The organism is Brevundimonas sp. FV1ye29L, assembly GCF_058681095.1.
The window spans coordinates 2,628,653-2,647,866 of record NZ_CM178730.1; the positions used below are offsets into that span (position 1 = coordinate 2,628,653).

The window sequence follows — 19,214 nt, forward strand, 5'->3', positions numbered from 1 at the left end:
CTTGAGGGCCAGCAGACAGGCCGGGGCTGCCATGACGAAGATGGGCGTACAGCTGCCGGTCTGGTCGAGGATATAGCCGGCGTCTTCCCCATGCGGGGCCCATGGCGCGGTGCTTCCGCTGGGACTATGCGTGTCCCCCATATCGAGAGGGAAGGCCGAATTGGCTCAGGACGATCCGCACCCCACAAGATCGGGAAAGCGCGCGACGATCAACGATGTCGCCCGCGAGGCGCAGGTCTCCAAGAAGACCGTATCGCGCGTGATCAACCAGTCGCCTTTGGTGCGCGAGGACACGCGCGAGCGGGTGAAGTCGGTCATTGACCAGCTCGGCTTCACCCCCGACCCCCAGGCCCGCGGCCTGGCCTTCCGGCGGTCGTTTCTGGTTGGCCTGATCTACGACAACCCGTCGCCCACCTATGTCGTCAACATGCAGCAGGGCGTGCTGGATGCGCTCAGGGGCTCGGGCCTGGAACTGGTCGTCCACCCCTGCGACCGCGATTCCGACGACCTGCTGAGCGAGATTCGCGGCTTCGTCGAGCGCCAGCGGCTGTTCGGCGTGATCATGCCGCCGTCGGTATCGGAGGATCAGCGCGTCATTGACCTGCTGAGCGAGCTCGACTGCCCCTATGTCCGCATCGCCTCGGTGGCGCTGGACGAGCCGCAGGCGATGGTCGTCACCAATGACGGTGTAGGCGCGGCGGAGGCGGCCAACCATCTGGCGGATCTGGGCCATCGCCGGATTGGTCTTGTCCGCGGCCCGGACCTGTTCCGTTCGTCGGCCGTGCGAGGCCAGGGCTTCGTGGACGCCCTGGCCGCGCACGGCATCCCGCTGGATCCGAGCCATGACTTCAAGGGCGCCTATACCTTTGAATCTGGGGTGGAGGCCGGCCACGCCCTGCTCTCGCTCCCATCGCCGCCAACCGCCATCTTCACCCTGAACGACGACATGGCCATCGGCGTCATGCAGGCGGCGCGTGAGCGCGGGCTGGAACTGCCGCGCGACCTCTCCATCGTCGGTTTCGACGACCTGCCCATGGCGGCGCGGGTCTGGCCCAGACTGACCTCGGTGCGGCTTCCGATCCGCGACATGGGCCGGTTGGCCGCCGAGAAACTGCTGGCCCCGATGCACGGCGTGGACCCGGCCACGATGGTCCAGCCGGAAGTCAAACCCTCGCTGGTGGTGAGGGCGTCCGCCGTAAAGCTCGATTCGAGCCGCTGAGGACTCCCCGGACCGACACGTCAGGTGGCCCTGTCGAGAACCTGACCGACCGGACCTCCATCGAGCCGGTGGGCCGGGTGGTGCAGGAGACGCTGGACGCCTCCGGCTGCATCGACATCCTCGTGAACCACGCCGGCCTGATCCGCCGCGCCGGTGCGGTCGACGTCACCGAGGCCGATCGGGACCTGGTGATGAACACCAACCTGAAGACGGTCTTCTTCATGAGCCTGCGTCAGGATCCGGTCCGGTCAGCCGAGATCCTGAATCACATCCCGGCCGGACGCTGGGGCGATCCTTCGGACCTCGGGGGAACTGCCGTCTTCCTGGCCAGCCGGGCCTCGGACTGTGTCCAGGGCGCCATCCTGCCGGTCGACGGCGGCTGGCAGGCGCGCCGATCCCGCGCTAGCCTTCGTCCATGACAAATCAAGCCTCTGGCGTCGCGAGCATAGGCGCCCAAAAGGGCGGCAAGATTCTCTGCTTCGGCGAGATGCTGTTGCGGTTCACGCCCAACGCCCATGAGCTGCTGCTGCAGTCCCCGGCCCTGACCGCGCGTCCGGGCGGGGCCGAGGCCAATGTCGCCGTGGGCCTGGCCCAGTTCGGCGCGCCGGTCGCCATGGCCACGGTCCTGCCCGACAACGCCCTGGGTCGGGCGGCGCGTGACGAGGTGCGGCGCCATGGCGTCGACGCCTCGCCCATCGTCTTCACCCCCGGGCGGATGGGCCTGTACTTCCTGACGCCCGGCGCCGTGCGTCGGCCGTCAGAGGTGCTGTACGACCGGGCCGGCTCGGCCTTCGTCGAGAACGTGCACACGGCCTTCGACTGGGACGCCCTGCTGGACGGGGTCGAATGGCTCCACGCCTCGGGCGTGACCCCCGCCACCGGGCCCAATGGCTCGGCCGCCGCCATCGCCCTGGCCGCCGCCGCCGCACGCAAGGGCGTCAAGGTCAGCTATGACGGCAATTTCCGCGGCAAGCTGTGGGAGCAGTGGGCCGGCGATCCTCCCGGCACGCTCGGCAAGATGCTGGCCAGCGCGACGATCGCCTTCGCCGACGACCGGGATTTCGCCCTGGTGCTGGGTCGCAAGTTCGAAAGTTCTGACCCCGCCGAACGCCGCCGTCTGGCCGCTGCCGCCGCCTTCGAGGCCTTCCCCCGGCTAGAGCGCATCGCCTGCACCCTGCGCGTCAATGACAGCGTATCCGACCAGGCCCTGTCCGCCGTCATGCTGACGCGGAACGAGGACGGCGACGTGATCGAGACGCGGGCCGAGTCTATCCACCTGACGGGCGTCATTGACCGCGTGGGCGGCGGCGACGCCTTCGCCTCGGGTGTTCTCTATGGTCTGTGGAGCGGCTGGGACGACCGGCGCGCGCTGGATTTCGGCCTGGCCGCCGCCGGTCTGAAACACTCGGTGCCCGGCGATTTCAACCTCTTTTCGGCCGCGGAGGTCGAGGCGGCGATGGGCGCCGAAGGCTTCGACATCAAGCGCTGACCACTCGGTCGCACGCCTGCAGGCGACCTGTGGGACACCTCGCCCTGCACCAGCGACGTCCCGTTTGAGGCCGTCTCAACCCGGGCCTTCTCCGCAGCACGGGCGAACTGATCAGGACCGGCGAGGCGTCGACATCCATGTCCTCGTCCATCCACGATGCGAGTCCGGCGTTCGATGCGACCTTCATCGTCGGGGCCGGTTTGCGCCGGACACCGAACCCCGGCCGGTCGTAGAAACGATCGGATGGGCGCCCGAGGCGATCCGGCCTGTGGCCGAGCACGGGTCAGCGCGGGCTGACCATGACGCTGATACCGGCGACGCGCCGCCGCGGGCGTGTCGCTGTCGGCGCGAAACAGCCGGTCGGGGTTCAGGACCAGCGGCTGAACCGCTGCCGAATGAGCCATGACGATCTTCCTGTCTTCCTCATGGAGGCGCAACGACCGCCCTTCCGGTTTGGCGACGCCTCTTGTCCCGCAGCCCGGACAGCGCGGTCTTCGCAAACAGACATCATTATCGCCGGGGACAGGTTCGCTTTGGGACGCCGTGGCAATTTCGATAACCGCGTCCCGCCGCCGCCGCACGGCGCATTGCTTCAAACCTGGACGGAGCCTAGAAGGAGGCAGAAGGAGCGCTTTCACCCAAATGCTCGACAACAAGGTGCTTCCCGCCAGCTGCGTTGAACGTCGTCAGCAAAACGCCTGCGATACCTGCGGGGCGCGCCAGTTCAGCGTGTGCGCCGCCCTCGAAACCCCCGACCTCAACCGTCTCAACGCCCTCGCCGACCGCATGACGCTGAAGCCTGGCGAGCCCCTGGTGCGACAGGGCGAGACGGCCACCCATCTGTTCAACATCACGTCCGGCTCGGTCCGCGTCTATCGGCTGTTGCCTGACGGGCGGCGTCAGATCACCGGCTTCCTGTTTGCCGGAGATTTCCTCGGCCTGGCCGCCGGAGAGACCTACGAATTCTCGGCTGAGGCGGTCGAGGCCTCGACCCTTTGCCGCTTCCGACGCAGCGAATACCGCGCCGTAGTTCGCGAAAGTCCGGCCCTGGAAACCGCCCTGTTCGACCGTGTGACCCACGAACTGGCCGCCGCCGGCGAACAGATGCTGCTGCTGGGCCGCAAGACCGCCCAGGAGCGGATCGCCTCCTTCCTGCTGGACCTGCCCGCCCACGACCCCTGCCGGCCGGGACCCAAGGACCATGTCCGTCTGCCCATGACCCGTGCCGAGATCGCGGACTATCTCGGCCTGACGATCGAGACAGTCAGTCGCGTCCTGACGCGACTGAAGACCACCGGCGTCATCCGGCTGTTGTCGCTGACTGAATTGCGCATCGAATCCCCCGAACGCCTGCGCGCGATCGCTGAGGGCGAAGCCTAGGGGCGGCCCCCCAGCCCGCGCCCTGTCCTTCATCTCGCCCGTACGGCCAGATAGCCGCAGGGCGGATCGATCGCGTCGAATCAGGTGGCGGGCCTGAGGCTTGCAATTCAGGCCCGCTCGGTCGCCTTCACGGCGGGCTCACGCTCCCCCATTCGCCTGACCAGACTGCACAGGGCGGTCGGCGCCGGGCGGTGGCTGATCAGGATCAGCCCCTGACCACGGTCTATCAGGCGCTGGTCAAGTCGGGTCAGCACCTTCGCCTCGGTGGCGGCGTCCAGCCCCTCGGTGGGCTCATCCAGCACCAGCCAGGGTGCGTCTCTCAGGAAGGCGCGGGCCAGACCCAGCCGCCGTCGTTCACCGCCTGACAGCTTCTCGCCATTGACGCCGACGGGCGTGTTCAGCCCGTCGGCCGAAAGCCGGAACCGCCAGGCCAGGGCCGCGTCGTCCAGCGCCGCCCACAAGGTTTCGTCGTCGGCGTCGGGCGCAGCGAGCCGCAGGTTCTCTCGCACGGTGCCGTCCAGCAGCCGGACATCCTGGGCCGCATAGGCGAACAGGCCGCGCGCGGCGCCGGGCGCCAGTTCGACAGCGTCGCACCCTCCGATCCGCCATTCGCCGGCGATCGGGGTCCGGAGGCCCAGCGCCCGCTCGATCAGGCTGGTCTTGCCGCAGCCCGACGGGCCGATGATGCCAAGACGGGCGGGCGGGGCATGGGTCCCGCCAAACAGGGCTGTCGCCAGGGTCGCATCCGCCGGCCGACCGACCCCCGCCGCCGGATCCGGCGCGGCCAGCGCATCCAGCCGCTCGACCGCGCCCCTTGCCGATCCGTTCTCGCGCAGTGCGCCGGCCAGTCCCGCCGCCGCCTCGACGCCCGTGAGCGCCGCCAGGGCCGCCAGGGCCACGAGGGCGGGCGCGGAGGCATGAGCGGCCAACACCGCCGCCCCCACGGCCAGACCCTGGACGGCCGCCTGCCAGGCCGTCATCCAGCCGCCGTAACGCGCAGCCCTGGCCCGGGCGGCGTCGAGGGCGTCGCCCGCCATCGCCGCCTCAGCCACAGCCCAGTCGACCAGGTCATAGGCCCGCAACTCCGGCGCCGCAGACGCCAACGAGGCCAGTCTGGCCTTGAAGTCCCCCGTCGCCTCCTGGGCCTCGCGTCCGGCGGGTTCAGCCCGACGGCCGATCACCACAGCCCCCGCCACCGCCAGTCCCATGGCGGCCAACACCACCAGCCCGGCGAGCGGATGCGCCAGCGTTGCCAGCACCACCGCCGTCGCCGCGCCGACCCCCAGAGCCCAGGGGCTGGACAGGCGGACGAACAGGGTCTGGATGGCGTCCACGTCCTCGACCAGTCGCGCGGACGCCTCGCCCGCCGAAAGGCCCAGGGCGCGTGTCGGCTCGCCGGCGGCAAAGGCGCGGAACAGTTGAGGCCGCAGCGCCGCCAGCGCCCTCAGCGCCGCCTCATGGCCCGACACCCGCTCGACATATCGCGATCCGGTCCGGACGATGGCCAGCAGCCGAATGATGGCGCTGGGCATCATATAGTTGAAGCCCTGGGCCGCCGCCGAGCCCGCGGCCCCGGCCAGGGCCGCGCCGGTGATGAACCAGCCAGAAATGCCGAGCAGACTGACCGCTGCGGCGGACACAAATCCGGCTGCGGCGGCGGCCAGCGCCAGCCGCCCGGCCTGGACGCGCCGCTGCCCTTCCACCATCCGGCCGACGACCGAGGCGGCCCGTCCGGGCGCCCTCACAGCCGCACCACGCGGTCGGCCAGGGCCATGACCGCCGTCGAATGGGTGGCGATCAGGGTCGTCCGGCCGATGGCTGCGGCGCGGATCACCCCCAGCATTTCCTGCTCGGCGTCAGGATCAAGATTGGCTGTCGGCTCATCCAGCAGCAGGACAGAGGCAGGCTTCAGCAGGGCCCGGGCCATACCCAGACGCCGCCGCTCGCCGCCCGACAAGCCGCCGCCCCGCTCGTCCAGAACCCGATCCAGATCGCCGCTCAACCCGGCCGCTCCCGCGGCCTTCAGCACCTGCCGGGTCGAGGCTCCGCGCAGGGCGAGGCCAATGTTGTCGCCGATGGTGCCGGGCACCACCATCGGCGCCTGGCTGGCCCAGGCGATTTGGCCCGCGAAGCCGCCCTCGGCCGGCAGGGGCGCGCCGTCGATCTCCACGGAGCCCTCGCTGAGCGGGGCCAGCCCCAGCAGCAGGTGCAAGAGAGTCGACTTGCCCGATCCGCTCGCGCCCGTGATGGCCACGATCTGTCCGGGACGCACCTCAAGGTCGAGCCGGTTCAGCACCGGCGCCGCCTCGCCCCAGGTGACCGAGGCCTGCCGGAAACGGATCGCCGGCGCGTCGGTCAGCAGGATGCGCTCCGGAACCCGTGACGACGGGAACCCGGCGGAAACGCCCCCGGTGGCCAGCCGGGGCGCCGCCGCCTCGGCCGCCTGACGGTCGTGATAGGCCGCCGCCAGCCGCCGCATCGGGGCATAGACCTCGGGGGCCATGGCCAGCACAAAGAAGGCGCGCGCCAGATCCAGCTGCTCCGGCACGGGAAAGGGCAGCAGTCTCAGAAGATTGAACCCGCAGTAGACGGCGACGAGGGCCACAGACAGGGCCCCGAAGAACTCAAGGACACCCGACGAAAGGAAAGCGATCTTGAGCACCTTGCCGGTGCGTCGCCCCAGCTCGTCCGACGCCCGGGCCACGGTTTGGGCCGTGCGGTCCTCCGCCTGGAAGGCGAGGATGGCCGGCAGGCTCCGGACCCGATCCAGGAACAGGCCTGACAAGCGTTCCAGCGCGGCGAACTGGCGCCGGCTCTCCTCCGCCGCCGCCATTCCCGCCAGCGCCATGCCGATGGCGAAGACGAACAGGGTGAACAACAGGATGCCGGCCGTCACCGGGCTGGCCACAGCGACCACGGCGATGGCGATGACGGGGACGACCATGGCCGCCGTCCGCGCGGTGGCGAAACGGGAATAGTAGCCTTCCAGCGCCTCGACGCCCTCGGCGGCGCCGCTCATCCCGGCAGCGGCGGTGCGGCGGCCTGTGAACAGGTCGACCAGCACGGCGCGACGCACACGCCCCTTGACCTTCAGCGCCGCCGAAATCCCTCCATCGGCCGCGCTCCGGGCCAGCACGCCGCGGACGACCAGAGCCGCCATGGCGAGGGCGATCCAGCCCAGGGCCTGTGGAACCGCGCCCTGCGTCAGGGCGGCGATCGACAGCGCCAGCCCGGCGGCGAAGGCGATTGCGGGACCGATGTCCGCCACGGTCAGCACCGAGGCGCGCAGCTGTTCTCTCCGGGCGACATCGCCCGCCGTTTTCAGCCAGGCCCGCGCCTCGAACGGCCGTTCAAGGGTCAGGAAGGTCATGGGATTTCGCCGATCATGGACCACTCCTAGGCGCGGGTGTGAACGCAGGCCTTGACCCAGATCAATGAGGGGTGACGGCCCGGGGCCTAGACCTCCACCATTGCCGGTTCCCCTGGACCGGCCGTTCCGGAGCCATGCCATGATCGACCTAGCGGTCGTCGACCTGTCCCGCCTTCAGTTCGCACTGACGGCCCTCTATCACTTCCTCTTCGTACCGCTGACGCTCGGCCTGAGCTTCATGCTGGTCATCATGGAGTCGATCTATGTGATGACCCGGCGGCCGATCTGGCGAACCATCACCAGATTCTGGGGAACGCTGTTCGGCATCAACTTCGTGCTCGGCGTCGCCACCGGCATCACCATGGAGTTCGAGTTCGGGATGAACTGGAGCTACTACAGCCACTACGTCGGCGACATTTTCGGCGCCCCCCTGGCCATTGAGGGCCTGATGGCCTTCTTCCTGGAGGCCACCTTCGTCGGCCTGATGTTCTTCGGCTGGGAAAAGCTGAAGCCTCACGCCCACCTGTTCGTGACCTTCATGGTCGCGCTGGGCACCAACCTGTCGGCCGTGTGGATCCTCATCGCCAACGGCTGGATGCAGAACCCGGTCGGGTCCGCCTTCAATCCGGACACGATGCGGATGGAGGTGACGGACTTCATGGCCGTGATCTTCAACCCGGTGGCCCAGGCCAAGTTCGTCCACACCGTCTCGGCCGGCTATGTCATCGCCTCGGTCTTTGTGCTGGGCGTCTCGGCCTTCTATCTGCTCAAGGGCAGGCACAAGGGCTTCGCCAAGCGTTCGATGGCCGTCGCGGCCGCCTTCGGCCTGGCCTCGTCCCTCTCGGTTGTGGTCCTGGGCGATGAGTCGGGCTATGCCCTGACCGACAACCAGAAGATGAAGCTCGCGGCCATCGAGGCCATGTGGCACACCGAGCCCGCGCCCGCCGCCCTGACCCTGATCGGCATGCCCGACATGGCGGCGCAGAAGACCCACGGCGAGATCAAGATGCCATGGGTCATGGGCCTGATCGCCACGCGCAGCCTGACCGGCCAGGTCGAGGGCATCCTGCCCCTGGTGGCCATCTCCGAGACGCGGATCGAATCCGGCAAATACGCCTATGACGCCCTGGAGCGGATCAAGGCCGATCCAACCGACGCCGCCGCTCGCGCCGCCTTCGAGACCCACCGCAACGACCTGGGCTACGGCCTGATGCTGAAGCGCTATGTCGCCGACCCGCGCATGGCCACCCCGGAACAGATCCGCAAGGCCGCCTGGGACACGGTGCCGAATGTCCCCGTGATGTTCTGGACCTTCCGCATCATGGCCGGCATCGGCTTCGCCATGATCGCCCTGTTCGCCACGGCCTTCATCCTGGTGACCCTGCGCAAGCATGAGACGCGCTGGTTCCTGTGGCTGGCGGTTCTCGCCATGCCCCTGCCGTGGCTCGCGGCCGAGGTGGGCTGGGTCGTGGCCGAGGTGGGCCGTCAGCCCTGGGCCGTCGAAGGCGTGCTGCCGACCTTCCTCGGGGCCTCGTCCCTGACCGTGCCCCAGCTGTGGGCCACGATCATCGGCTTCACCCTGCTCTACGGCGCCCTGGCCGTGGTCGAGGTCGGGCTGATCCTGCACACCATCAAGAAGGGCCCCTTCGCGGAACAGGAGGCGTTCGGCGAGCCCGGGCCCGTCTCTTCCAACGCCCCGTCGACGCCCGCTCCCGCGGTCGCCTAAGCCTCCAGATTCCTCAGGACATCCGCTTATGGAACTCCCTCTCGACTTCGCCACCCTCAGGCTGATCTGGTGGGCCCTTCTGGGCGTGCTGCTGATCGGCTTCACCCTGACCGACGGGTTTGATCTCGGCGTCGGGGCCCTGCTCCCCTTCGTCGCCCGCACGGATGAGGAACGCCGCATGGCGATCAACACCGTGGGCGCCACCTGGGAAGGCAACCAGGTCTGGTTCATCCTCGGCGGCGGCGCGATCTTCGCGGCCTGGCCGTTCGTCTATGCCGTCAGCTTCTCGGGCTTCTACCTGGCCATGTTCCTGGTGCTGGCCGCCCTGATCATGCGGCCGGTCTCGTTCAAATACCGCTCCAAGCGGCCCGGAAAGGCCTGGCGGTCGTTCTGGGACTGGGGCCTGTTCGTGGGCGGCTTCGTCCCGGCCCTGGTCTTCGGGGTGGCGGTCGGCAATGTCCTGCTCGGCGCCCCGTTCCGGCTCGATACCGATTTGCGCTCCTTCTATGAGGGCCATCTGCTGGGTCTGTTCACCCCGTTCGCCCTGCTGAGCGGCCTGCTGTCGGTCGCCATGCTGGTGCTTCACGGCGCGGCCTGGTTGTCGGTCAAGGCCGAGCTGGGTCCGGTGGTCGATCGCGCCCGCCGCTTCGGGACCATCGCGGGGATCCTGTCGATCGTCCTGTTCGCAGCCGGGGGCCTGTATGTCGCCTTTGGCGGACTGGGCTTCAGCATCGTCGGCGTGACGGACGGCAACGGCGTCTCCAACCCGCTGCGCACCGCAGTAGAGGCGACGCCGGGCGCCTGGCTGGCCAACTACGGCCGCTATCCCTGGATGGTGATCGCCCCCGCCCTCGGCTTCGTCGGGGCCTGCCTCGCCCTTCTGGGGCTGTGGAAGCGGTCGGCGGCCCTGGCCTTCAGCGGTTCTTCCCTGTCCGCAACCGGCATCATCTCCACGGTCGGATTGTCGATGTTCCCCTTCATCCTGCCCAGCTCGATCGATCCGCAGTCCAGCCTGACGGTCTGGAACGCCTCCTCCAGCCATCTGACCCTGTTCGTCATGCTGGTCGTGACCCTGATCTTCCTGCCGCTGGTCCTGCTGTACACGTCCTGGGTCTACAAGGTGTTGTGGGGCCGGGCCTCGACCGGCCAGTTCAAGACCAACCCCGACCTCTACTGAATCCGCCGCCGCTGTCGGCAACGAAAGGAACTTTCCCATGTGGTATTTTACGTGGATTCTCGGCGTAAGCCTCGCCGTCGGGTTCGGCGTCCTGAACGGTCTCTGGCACGAGTTCCGGCTGTTTGATGAGGGCGATACAGGCCTGTCCCGGCCCGACGCCGATCCCGAGGACTGACGCTCACCGGGCCAGCGCCCAAGGGGGGCCGGGGAAACCTTCCCCGGCCCCTCGCTTTTTCCACACGACGCAGAGACGCCGGATGACCGATCCCCTTTCCGACACGGCTGACGTGGCCGACCTGATCGCCCGGTACGACGCCCACGCGCCCCGCTACACCTCCTATCCGACGGCGGCGCAGTTCACGCCCGAGGTCGGGGCGGGCCAATGGGCCGACTGGCTGGCCCGTGTGCCCCTGAGGCCCGCCGCCTCCCTGTATGTGCACATCCCCTTCTGCAAACGGCTGTGCTGGTACTGCGGCTGCAACACCCGGGCGATGAACCGCGCCGACACGATCAGCGCCTATGTCGACCTGCTGCTGGCCGAGGCGGATCTGGTCCGCGCCGCCGCCGGTCGCCCGATCCCCGTCGCCTCGATCCATTTCGGCGGCGGCACGCCCAATATGCTGTCCCCCGACGACCTGACTCGCCTGTTCGACGGTCTGGCCGCCCGGTTTGATCTCAGCCCCGTGGCGGAGATCGCCATGGAGATGGACCCCGAGGTCCTCACCGACGACTTCATCGCCGCCTGCGGCCGGATCGGCCTGACCCGCGCCAGCCTGGGCGTCCAGGACCTGTCGCCCAGGGTCCAGGCGGCGGTGAACCGGCCGGAGTCCTTCGCCTCGATCGAGCACGCGGTCCAGGCCCTGCGCGCGCAGGGCGTGGTTTCGATCAACCTCGACCTCATGTACGGCCTGCCGCTCCAGGGCGTGGCCGAGATGGTCGGGACGCTTGAGGCGGTGACGACACTGCGGCCCGAGCGTCTGGCCCTGTTCGGCTACGCCCATGTGCCGTGGATGAAGTCCCATCAGAGGCTGATCCACGACGAGGACCTGCCCGGGGCGGAGATCCGGTTCGCCCAGGCCCGCGCCGCCGAGGCCTTTCTGGACTCCCGCGGCTGGACGGCCGTCGGCCTCGACCATTTCGCCCTGCCCCATGACAGCCTCGCCGCCGCCCGGAGGGCAGGCCGCCTGCGCCGGAATTTCCAGGGCTATGTCACCGACGAGGCCCCGACCCTGATCGGCCTGGGCGCCTCGGCCATCAGCCGCACCCCTCTGGGCCATGTCCAGAACACGGCGGTGGAGCGGGACTGGCGCGCCGCCATCGCCTCCGGCCGGCTGGCTGCGGTGCGGGGCGTCGCCCTCAGCGACCGCGACCGTCTGATCGGCGAGGCCATCGAGCGGCTGATGTGCGACCTCGCCCTCGACACCCCGGAACTGATACGCCGTCATGGCCCGGCGGCGGCGGCGCTGGGCGATCTGTCGGCACGGCTCCAGCCCTTCGTCGAGGACGGACTGATCCTGATCGACATGGCGGGCCGCCTGACTGTGACGCCCCGCGGGCGACCCTTTGTGCGCGCCGTTTGCGCCGCCTTCGACCCGCTGGCGCAGGCGCGTGCGGGGCAGGACGAAAAACGCCATGCCCGCGTGGTCTGAGCACGACCGCTGCAGATTTCGCCATAGATTTGAGATGGATCAAAGCTGAACAGGCATGCCGGGCGCATTCCAGTGCCCATGACGCCGCAGACGGCCGCACGTAGCGCGCCACGGCGTCGGGGATGCGAACGATGAAAGCCAAAACTCTCTTCCTGGTCGCCGCCGCGACGGCCGCCCTCGCCAGCCCGGCCCTGGCCCAGACCTCCGCCGAATGGACCGCGCCCAAGGCCGGCGACTGGATCGTCACCGGCCGGGTCAGCAATGTGTCGTCCGGAACGGACGCCGCCGTGACGACGGCCGCCGGAGTGGCGAGCGGCCTGCACGTCGATGTGGGCGACAGCACCATGCCGACCCTCGGCTTCACCTACTTTCTTACCGACCACTGGGCGGTCGAGGGCATCCTCGGCACGACCCGCCACGAAATCCGCGCCCAGGGCGGCGCGACCGACGTCGCGGTTCACGAGACCTGGGTCCTGCCGCCGGTGGTCACCGTCCAGTACCGTCCCCTGACCGGCGGCAAGTTCAGCCCCTATGTCGGCGCCGGCATCAACGCCATGATCTTCTACGGCGGCGACGACCGGAACGGCTTCAAGGTCGATCTGGACAATGGCATCGGCTACGCCGCCCAGGCGGGCGCGGACATCGGCCTGACCGGCCCCTGGAGCCTGAACGTCGACGTCAAGAAGGTGTGGTTCGACACCGACGCCTCGATCAACAACGGCGCCCTGAAGAGCGACGTCGACCTGGACCCCTGGGTCATCTCCATCGGCGTGGGTCGCAAGTTCTGATCCCGCTCCGCTGAAACGACGGGAGAAGACGGTTCAGGGTCGTGTCGAGCCGCCCCTGGGCCTCTCCGGTCGCCAGAGCCGCCACACTCCCACCCCGGCGGCTCGCCACCTTGGGGCGGTCCCGCGAAATCGCGGGGCCGCCCGCTTTGCGTTCGGCGACGGCCGGTCTATGCCCGTCCCGTCCCAGTCCCGGAGCGAGCCCATGGCCGACACCTATGCCAATCTGCTGATCGAGCGCCACGCCGACGGCTATGCGATCGTCACCCTGAACCGGCCCGAGGCCCTGAACGCGCTGAACTCGGCCCTGTTCGCCGACATCGCCGCCTTCCTCGACGCGGTCGAGCACGATGACACGGTGCGCTGCCTGATCCTGACCGGGTCGGGCGACAAGGCCTTCGCCGCCGGCGCCGATATCAAGGAGATGTCGGACCAGTCCTATGCCGACATGTACAAGGGCAACTTCTTCGCCCTCGGCCATGACCGGATCACCCGGTTCAGGAAGCCGATCATCGCCGCCGTCAACGGTTTCGCCCTGGGCGGCGGGTGCGAACTGGCCATGCTGTGCGACTTCATCGTGGCGTCGGACAGGGCGAAATTCGGCCAGCCCGAGATCAATCTGGGCGTCGCCCCCGGTATCGGCGGCTCACAGCGCCTGACCCGTCTGGTCGGCAAGTCCAGGGCCATGGACATGGTCCTGACCGCCCGGATGATGGACGCGGCCGAGGCCTTGACCTCGGGCCTCGCCAGCCGCGTCTTCCCGCACGAGACCCTGCTGGACGAGGTCCGCAAGATCGCCGCGAAGATCGCCAGCCAGAGCCCTCTGGCCGTCATGGCCAACAAGGAGATGGTCAACGCCGCCCTGGAGACCACCCTGACCCAGGGGGTCCAGTTCGAACGCCGCCTGTTCCACTCCCTGTTCGCCTTCGAGGATCAGAAGGAAGGGATGGCCGCCTTCGTCGAGAAGCGGAAGCCGGTGTTCACGGGGAAATAGGTCTGTAGCGTTCTACACTGTGGGGGGCGGGGGCAGACGGGGCGTCCGGCTGTCTCCCTCGGAGCCCGCATCCGTCTGGCGGAGGCTTTTATCGACCTTCGGGTTCAGCCCCGACGCGCCAAGCCTGTTCGGCGCTAAAGCCGGCAGCGCGCAGCCTCTGGACCTTTCTCCAGCCCGCCGAGTCGCTGATTGCTTCAGCTGAGCCTGGCTCCAGCACGATTTCGGTCCTCGCAGTGTCTTCTCCCAGGCTCATAGGGCGGGTCACGGGCCGGGAGACCGCGTGCACGACCCCATCGCTTGAGATCAAAATTGCCCGCAGCCGGGGCGTGCGGCCAATCATCAAGAAGTCCTCCGAGGTTCTGGTTCGCAAGCCTTGTGGCGCGATAGCCGGCAGGCCAATGACATGGTTCAGTTCCACCTCTCCCCCTTGGTCGCGCAGCAGGGTGACATGCAGTCGATCGCCGGGCCGGGGCGCGACACCATCATAGACTATGGCGAGATCCAGCACGCGGGTCGGAACCGGGGCCCGGGCCGGTTTGTCGCAAGGCACGGCCTTTGAACCTCTGGCGCCCTCCAGTCGGTAGTCGATGATCACCTGCCCCCCGGCGTCGCAGGCGGCTTTCACCGCCTCGAACGCCTCGCGCGGTGAGGCCACCGGGTCGAGCCGCTGCAAGGCCAGCACCTGCAGATCGGGCGAGTCCGATCCGTCACAGCGCTGAAGGTGGATGGTCAGTTCATCGGCCGGGGTAAGGCTGTAGCCGCAGGCGCCCGGCCATGCGGCTTTGAGCACCGGGTCAATGGCGGCGTTTATCATATCCCAGTGCTGCCCAGCGGCGGTCATGTCGCCGTCCATATTGATGATCAGCGGGTTGGACGCTTCTCTCTGGCCCGCCAAGGCGACGGAGCCCGCGAAGACCAGCCCGCCGGCCAGAGCACCGGCAGCTAGGGTCAGGCGGCGGGTGAGACGACCGGCGGCCGGCGCGGGGTTCAGTACGGCTCTCAAACGTTTCATGGCGGTGGTCCTCCCGGCGCCGGTGAAGGTCAGGGCGGGCAGGCCGCCAGAGGCTTGCGAAGCGGCGCGGCTCCGCAAGGCTTCGATCAGGGAACGGGCATAGGCCCGGCGGGCTTCCGGGGCGGCGCCGGTCAGGGCCAGGGCGTCGCAGGCCTCCTCGCGGGCGGCGGCGCGACGGGCGCGCAACACAGGCATCAGGGGATTGGCGGCCAGCAGGGCCAGCAGAATCTCTTCCAGCCAGAGGGCGTGATGGTCGCCGCGCTTCAGGTGCGCCAGCTCGTGAGCGATCATGGCGCGGGTCGCCGCCGGGTCCGCCGACGGGGCGACCAGCCCAGCGGGCAGGATCAGCCGCGCGCGGCCCAGACCGGCCAGCAGCGCCTCGGGGGCTGCCGTGCTGATCCCGACAAGCGGCGGGAGCATGGCGAGATCGCGGGCGGCGGCCTCGACCAACGCCGTCACGCCCGGTCCCGGCGTTTCCGTTCGAGCGAGAATCCGGACCAGTCGGCGGGCGCGCAGGGCCAGCGCCGCCAACCGTCCGAGGGTCAGCAACAACGCCACAGCCAGCAGGGCCCAGGCGATCCCGGTCGCGTCGAAGGCCAGACCGGCCGACGGCGCCGCAGCCACGAACTCGACCGGCGCCATGGCCAGCTCTGTCGTCGGAGCGGCGGGGGCGGTCGCGATCTCGCGCACCGGGGCGGGCGTCAGCAGCAGCAGGCCGACCGCCAGCGGCGGCAGGGCCGGCAGGATCAGGGCTGCGGCCCAGATCCGGTCCCTTACCCGGGGGTCGGCGGTCAATCGCTCTACCCCCCGTCCCCCCGCCCAGCCGAGGGCCGCCACGACCACGGACAGGCCCATCGACAGGGCCAGAAGCTCGGGGGCGCCCATTAGCGGCTCTCCCGATCGGCGTCGGGCGCCGCCAGCACCGCCTCAAGCTCGGCGATGTCGTCCGCATCCAGAATCTGGCTGCCCGAAAAGGCCGCCGCGGGAAGGGGGCCGTCGATATCCAGCAGGGCGCCCAGCCGCTTCATCAGCCCGCCGATCACCGCTGTCTTGGGCTGGGCCGTGGCATAGACCGCCATCCCGTGCACGTCGCGCCGGGTCAGCAGACCCTTGGCCCGCATCCGCTCCAGCACCGTCCGCGTCGTCGAGGAAGACCAGCCCAGGTCGCCCGCGATCCGGCTCTGAACCTCGCGCGCCGACAGATCGCCGTCGCGCCAGAAGCATTTCAGCAGGTCCAGTTCGGTCTCGCTGGGAGCAGTGGGTTCGGCCATGATGCAGGTCTCACGTTGGACGTCATGCAGACGCTACAATTGTAACTTACCAGCGTCAACCGTCGCGCCCAACTGCCGGTCGTCGACGAGGTTGCGGGCGGCCAAGCCGCCATTCCGCCCCGCCAACGCCCCCTGCATTGCCCCCGTCTGCATCCTCGACTAACGCTGGCAGTGCGACAGGTTCTCCGCCGCAGGCTATCGGCGTCGGGGATGAAAAGGGAACTCGGGTGGAAATGCCCGGACTGCCCCCGCAACTGTAGGCGGCGAGCCCGCGTCATCAGCCACTGGACCCCGGTCCGGGAAGGCGACGCTCCGGTGTTGACCCGTGAGTCAGGAGACCTGCCCGTCGCGGTCGTCCTTCGTCCGGCCGGGGTGCGTCGGAAGGAGCGGGTTCGCCCGACCGACGACGTCCGTCTGTCGCTCGAGGTCCGCCAATGCCGCCGCCGCTGCCTGAATCCGAACCCGCGCCTCCGCCCCGTCGCCGCGCGGTGCTGGCCGGCGCGGCGGCCATCGCCTTCAGCCCTGCAGTCGCCCTCGCCGCTGCCCGGCCGCGCCGCATCGTCTCCCTCAATCCCTGTCTCGACGTGATCCTGATCCGGGTCGCCGACCGGGACCAGATCGCGGCGTTGAGCCGCTATTCGCGCGATCGCTACGGCTCAACCATCGCCGATCAGGCCCGAACCCTGCCGTTCACGCGGGGGACGACCGAGGAGGTGCTGGCCCTGTCGCCTGACCTGGTCCTGGCCGACCGCTGGGGCGGCGACCGGGTCGCATCGGCCCTCGCGCGCGTCGGCATTCGCGCCGAACGCTTCGATGTGCCCGACAGCGTCGCCGCCAGCCTGGCCCAGATCCGTCGGATCGCCGGCCTTGTCGGCCGCCCGGAGCGGGGCGAGGCCCTGGTCCGCTCCATCCAGACGACCCTGGCCCAGACCGCAGCCCGTCCCGGCGACCGCCCCGTGTCCGCCCTCGTCTTCATGCCCGGCGGCTTCGCCTCGGGCCCCGGCACATTGATGGACGAGATGATGCGCCGCGCCGGACTGGTGAACGCCGCCGCCCGCTATGGGCTGAGCGGCTCCATGGCCGTGCCGCTGGAGCGGCTCATCGCCGATCCGCCCGAACTTCTGCTGACCGGCGCCCCCTTCCCCGGCTCGCCCGGCTGGGCCGAGCGGACCATGGAGCATCCGGCTCTCGCCCGGCTGTCGTCCCGCATGCGCCGCGCGGTCTTTCCCGAACGGCTGCTGTTCTGCGGCGGGCCGGTGTTGATGCAGAGCGCCCGCACCCTCGCCGCCGCCCGGCGCAGCGTACTGGAGGCCCGGACATGAGGTCCGCCCTCCTCTATCCGTTACTGGCCGGCGCCCTGATCCTGCTGTTCGGCCTCAGCCTGATAGCCGGACCCGTCTGGGTCCCGTTCAGCGCCTGGACCGCACCCGACCTCGATCCGCGCTGGGCCATCATCTTCGAGCTGCGCCTGCCCCGCGCCTGTCTGGCGGTTCTGGTCGGCGCCGCGCTGGGCCTCTCGGGAGCGGCGCTTCAGGGCTATACGCGCAATCCGCTGGCCGACCCCGGAGTGCTGGGCGTCTCCTCAACGGCGGCGCTGGGGGCCGTGATCGCCCTCTACTATGGCGCCACTGTCATCAGCCCGTGGATGCAGCCGGCCGCCGCCATGGTCGGGGCCCTGCTGGGCGTCGGCGTCCTGCTGGCCCTGTCAGGAAAAGGGTCAAGCCTCGTCGGCTTCATTCTGGCGGGCGCGGTGCTGAACATCATTGCCGGAGCCGGGGTGTCGCTGGCCCTCAGCCTGGCCCCCAATCCCTGGGCGTTGGCCGAGATCGTCAACTGGCTGATGGGATCGCTGGCCGATCGCAGTTTCGAGGAGGTCCGGCTGGCCCTGCCCTTCATCCTGCTTGGCTGCGGCCTGTTGCTGACGACAGGCCCGGCGCTGGACGCCCTGACGCTGGGCGAGGCCGGCGCGCGGTCGCTGGGGGTGTCGATGTCCCGGACGCGCGCGCTTCTGGCCAGCGGCGTCGGTCTGGCGGCCGGGGCGGCGGTGGCGGTGACCGGCGTCATCGGCTTTGTCGGACTGGTCACCCCACACCTGATCCGGCCCTTGGTCGGGGCCCGCCCCGGCGCCCTGCTGATCCCGAGCGCCATCGGCGGGGCGGTGGTGACCCTCGCGGCCGACATTGTCGTCCGGCTGGTCCCGGCGGCGGTCGAGATCCGGTTGGGTGTGGCCATGGCGGCTGTCGGCGCGCCCTTCTTCCTGATCGTCCTGCTGCGCGACCGGAGCCGCCTGTCATGACCGGGCGCAGTTCCGCCGGTCTCTCGGCGTCCGGCCTGGGCGTCACCCTGGACGGCCGCGCGATTCTCGACGGCGTGACCCTGTCGCTGTCGCCCGGGCAGATCACCGTCATCGTCGGCCCCAATGGCGCGGGCAAGTCCACCCTCGTCTCGTCCCTCGCCGGGCTGCTCAAGCCCACGTCCGGCCTTGCGGCCCTGGACGGCCAGCCTTTGGACAGTCTGCGTCCCCGCGAGCGCGCACGGCGCCTGGCCTTCCTGCCGCAGACGCCGGAGATCGCATGGCCGGTGACCGTGCGGACGCTCGTCAGCCTCGGCCGCACCCCGTTTACGGGCGCCATGGGCCTGACCGCCGCCGATGACGCCGCCGTCGACCGCGCCATGGCGACCACGGATGTCGTCGCCTTCGCCGATCGTCTCGTGCCCACCCTGTCCGGCGGCGAACGGGCGCGCGTCCTGATCGCCCGCGCCCTGGCGGGGGAGCCGGAATGGCTGATCGCCGACGAGCCCCTGACCGGTCTCGATCCCGCGCATCAGCTGGACGCGGCCGCCCTGTTCAGGACACTGGCCGACAGGGGAATGGGCGTCATCCTGACCCTTCACGACCTGACCCTGGCCCTGCGCCTTGGCGACCGTGTCCTTGTCCTGTCGCAGGGCGCCATTCTGGCCGACGCGGCGCCGGGTGAGGCCCTGACGCCCGACGTCCTGCGCCGGGCCTTCAGCATCGAGGCGTCCGTCGTGGCGACCCCGGCGGGGCCAATGGTCGACATCCTTGGCCGGACGGGCTGACCGACCCACACCGTCAAACAAGAAAAACGCCGCCTGTCGTGGGGACAGGCGGCGCAGTTTG

Annotated in this window: 17 protein-coding genes and 1 riboswitch; of the genes, 13 read left to right on the top strand and 4 right to left on the bottom strand. The window is 69.6% G+C overall.

Annotation, left to right across the window (positions count from 1 at the left end; translation table 11 throughout):
* Positions 1-160: 160 nt before the first annotated feature.
* The 4 genes from ACW17W_RS12910 to ACW17W_RS12925 all read left to right on the top strand — a co-directional run bounded on the left by ACW17W_RS12910 (position 161) and on the right by ACW17W_RS12925 (position 4,088).
* Positions 161-1,219: a LacI family DNA-binding transcriptional regulator gene (locus ACW17W_RS12910; protein ID WP_492077301.1), complete on the top strand. Its 1,059-nt coding sequence runs from the start codon at positions 161-163 to the stop codon at positions 1,217-1,219.
* A 77-nt stretch (positions 1,220-1,296) separates the two neighbouring features.
* Entirely contained in the window at positions 1,297-1,638 is a 342-nt protein-coding gene (locus ACW17W_RS12915) for an SDR family oxidoreductase (protein ID WP_492077302.1), read from the top strand.
* Positions 1,635-2,708, top strand: coding sequence for a PfkB family carbohydrate kinase (locus ACW17W_RS12920; RefSeq protein WP_492077303.1), 1,074 nt, complete (start codon positions 1,635-1,637; stop codon positions 2,706-2,708). The genes ACW17W_RS12915 and ACW17W_RS12920 overlap by 4 nt, the downstream gene beginning before the upstream one ends.
* A 642-nt stretch (positions 2,709-3,350) precedes the next feature.
* Positions 3,351-4,088, top strand: a complete 738-nt coding sequence (locus tag ACW17W_RS12925) for a helix-turn-helix domain-containing protein (protein WP_492077304.1) — start codon at positions 3,351-3,353, stop codon at positions 4,086-4,088.
* A gap of 107 nt (positions 4,089-4,195) precedes the next feature.
* On the opposite strand, the gene ACW17W_RS12930 is transcribed toward ACW17W_RS12925, so the two are convergent.
* Both ACW17W_RS12930 and cydD read right to left on the bottom strand, forming a co-directional pair.
* Positions 4,196-5,833 carry an ATP-binding cassette domain-containing protein gene (locus tag ACW17W_RS12930; protein WP_492077305.1) on the bottom strand — a complete coding sequence of 546 codons (1,638 nt, stop codon included), beginning with the start codon at positions 5,831-5,833 and terminating at the stop codon, positions 4,196-4,198.
* Positions 5,830-7,458 (bottom strand): thiol reductant ABC exporter subunit CydD, encoded by a 1,629-nt coding sequence (cydD, locus tag ACW17W_RS12935; protein ID WP_492077306.1) that lies wholly within the window; start codon positions 7,456-7,458, stop codon positions 5,830-5,832. The genes ACW17W_RS12930 and cydD overlap by 4 nt, the downstream gene beginning before the upstream one ends.
* A gap of 142 nt (positions 7,459-7,600) precedes the next feature.
* Between cydD and ACW17W_RS12940 the strand changes: the two genes are divergently transcribed.
* The 6 genes from ACW17W_RS12940 (at position 7,601) to ACW17W_RS12965 (ending at position 13,789) form a co-directional block, all read left to right on the top strand.
* A complete protein-coding gene (locus tag ACW17W_RS12940) occupies positions 7,601-9,184 on the top strand; it encodes a cytochrome ubiquinol oxidase subunit I (protein ID WP_492080320.1) in 1,584 nt (527 codons plus the stop codon).
* A gap of 28 nt (positions 9,185-9,212) precedes the next feature.
* Positions 9,213-10,361: a cytochrome d ubiquinol oxidase subunit II gene (gene cydB, locus ACW17W_RS12945; protein ID WP_492077307.1), complete on the top strand. Its 1,149-nt coding sequence runs from the start codon at positions 9,213-9,215 to the stop codon at positions 10,359-10,361.
* A gap of 37 nt (positions 10,362-10,398) precedes the next feature.
* Positions 10,399-10,536, top strand: a complete 138-nt coding sequence (gene cydX / locus ACW17W_RS12950) for a cytochrome bd-I oxidase subunit CydX (protein ID WP_492077308.1) — start codon at positions 10,399-10,401, stop codon at positions 10,534-10,536.
* Between the two features lie 82 nt (positions 10,537-10,618).
* A complete protein-coding gene (gene hemN / locus ACW17W_RS12955) occupies positions 10,619-12,010 on the top strand; it encodes an oxygen-independent coproporphyrinogen III oxidase (RefSeq protein WP_492077309.1) in 1,392 nt (463 codons plus the stop codon).
* A 131-nt stretch (positions 12,011-12,141) separates the two neighbouring features.
* Positions 12,142-12,798 carry an OmpW/AlkL family protein gene (locus tag ACW17W_RS12960; protein WP_492077310.1) on the top strand — a complete coding sequence of 219 codons (657 nt, stop codon included), beginning with the start codon at positions 12,142-12,144 and terminating at the stop codon, positions 12,796-12,798.
* Positions 12,799-13,000: 202 nt separating this feature from the next.
* On the top strand, positions 13,001-13,789 hold the full coding sequence (locus tag ACW17W_RS12965) for an enoyl-CoA hydratase-related protein (protein ID WP_492077311.1): 789 nt from the start codon (positions 13,001-13,003) through the stop codon (positions 13,787-13,789).
* Between the two features lie 88 nt (positions 13,790-13,877).
* Here the strand turns inward: ACW17W_RS12965 and ACW17W_RS12970 are convergent, their stop codons facing one another.
* Both ACW17W_RS12970 and ACW17W_RS12975 read right to left on the bottom strand, forming a co-directional pair.
* Entirely contained in the window at positions 13,878-15,686 is a 1,809-nt protein-coding gene (locus ACW17W_RS12970; RefSeq protein WP_492077312.1) for a M56 family metallopeptidase, read from the bottom strand.
* Positions 15,686-16,072 (bottom strand): BlaI/MecI/CopY family transcriptional regulator, encoded by a 387-nt coding sequence (locus ACW17W_RS12975; protein ID WP_492077313.1) that lies wholly within the window; start codon positions 16,070-16,072, stop codon positions 15,686-15,688. The genes ACW17W_RS12970 and ACW17W_RS12975 overlap by 1 nt, the downstream gene beginning before the upstream one ends.
* 161 nt (positions 16,073-16,233) lie before the next feature.
* Positions 16,234-16,433, top strand: a riboswitch (cobalamin riboswitch).
* Between the two features lie 73 nt (positions 16,434-16,506).
* Between ACW17W_RS12975 and ACW17W_RS12980 the strand changes: the two genes are divergently transcribed.
* From ACW17W_RS12980 to ACW17W_RS12990, 3 genes are read left to right on the top strand one after another with little or no spacing between them, the layout of a single operon-like run.
* The gene (locus ACW17W_RS12980) at positions 16,507-17,394 is read left to right on the top strand and encodes an ABC transporter substrate-binding protein (protein WP_492077314.1); all 888 of its coding nucleotides are present in this window, start codon (positions 16,507-16,509) and stop codon (positions 17,392-17,394) included.
* Positions 17,391-18,368: a FecCD family ABC transporter permease gene (locus tag ACW17W_RS12985; protein ID WP_492077315.1), complete on the top strand. Its 978-nt coding sequence runs from the start codon at positions 17,391-17,393 to the stop codon at positions 18,366-18,368. Before ACW17W_RS12980 ends, ACW17W_RS12985 begins: the two co-directional genes overlap by 4 nt.
* The gene (locus ACW17W_RS12990) at positions 18,365-19,153 is read left to right on the top strand and encodes an ABC transporter ATP-binding protein (protein WP_492077316.1); all 789 of its coding nucleotides are present in this window, start codon (positions 18,365-18,367) and stop codon (positions 19,151-19,153) included. The genes ACW17W_RS12985 and ACW17W_RS12990 overlap by 4 nt, the downstream gene beginning before the upstream one ends.
* Positions 19,154-19,214: the final 61 nt, after the last annotated feature.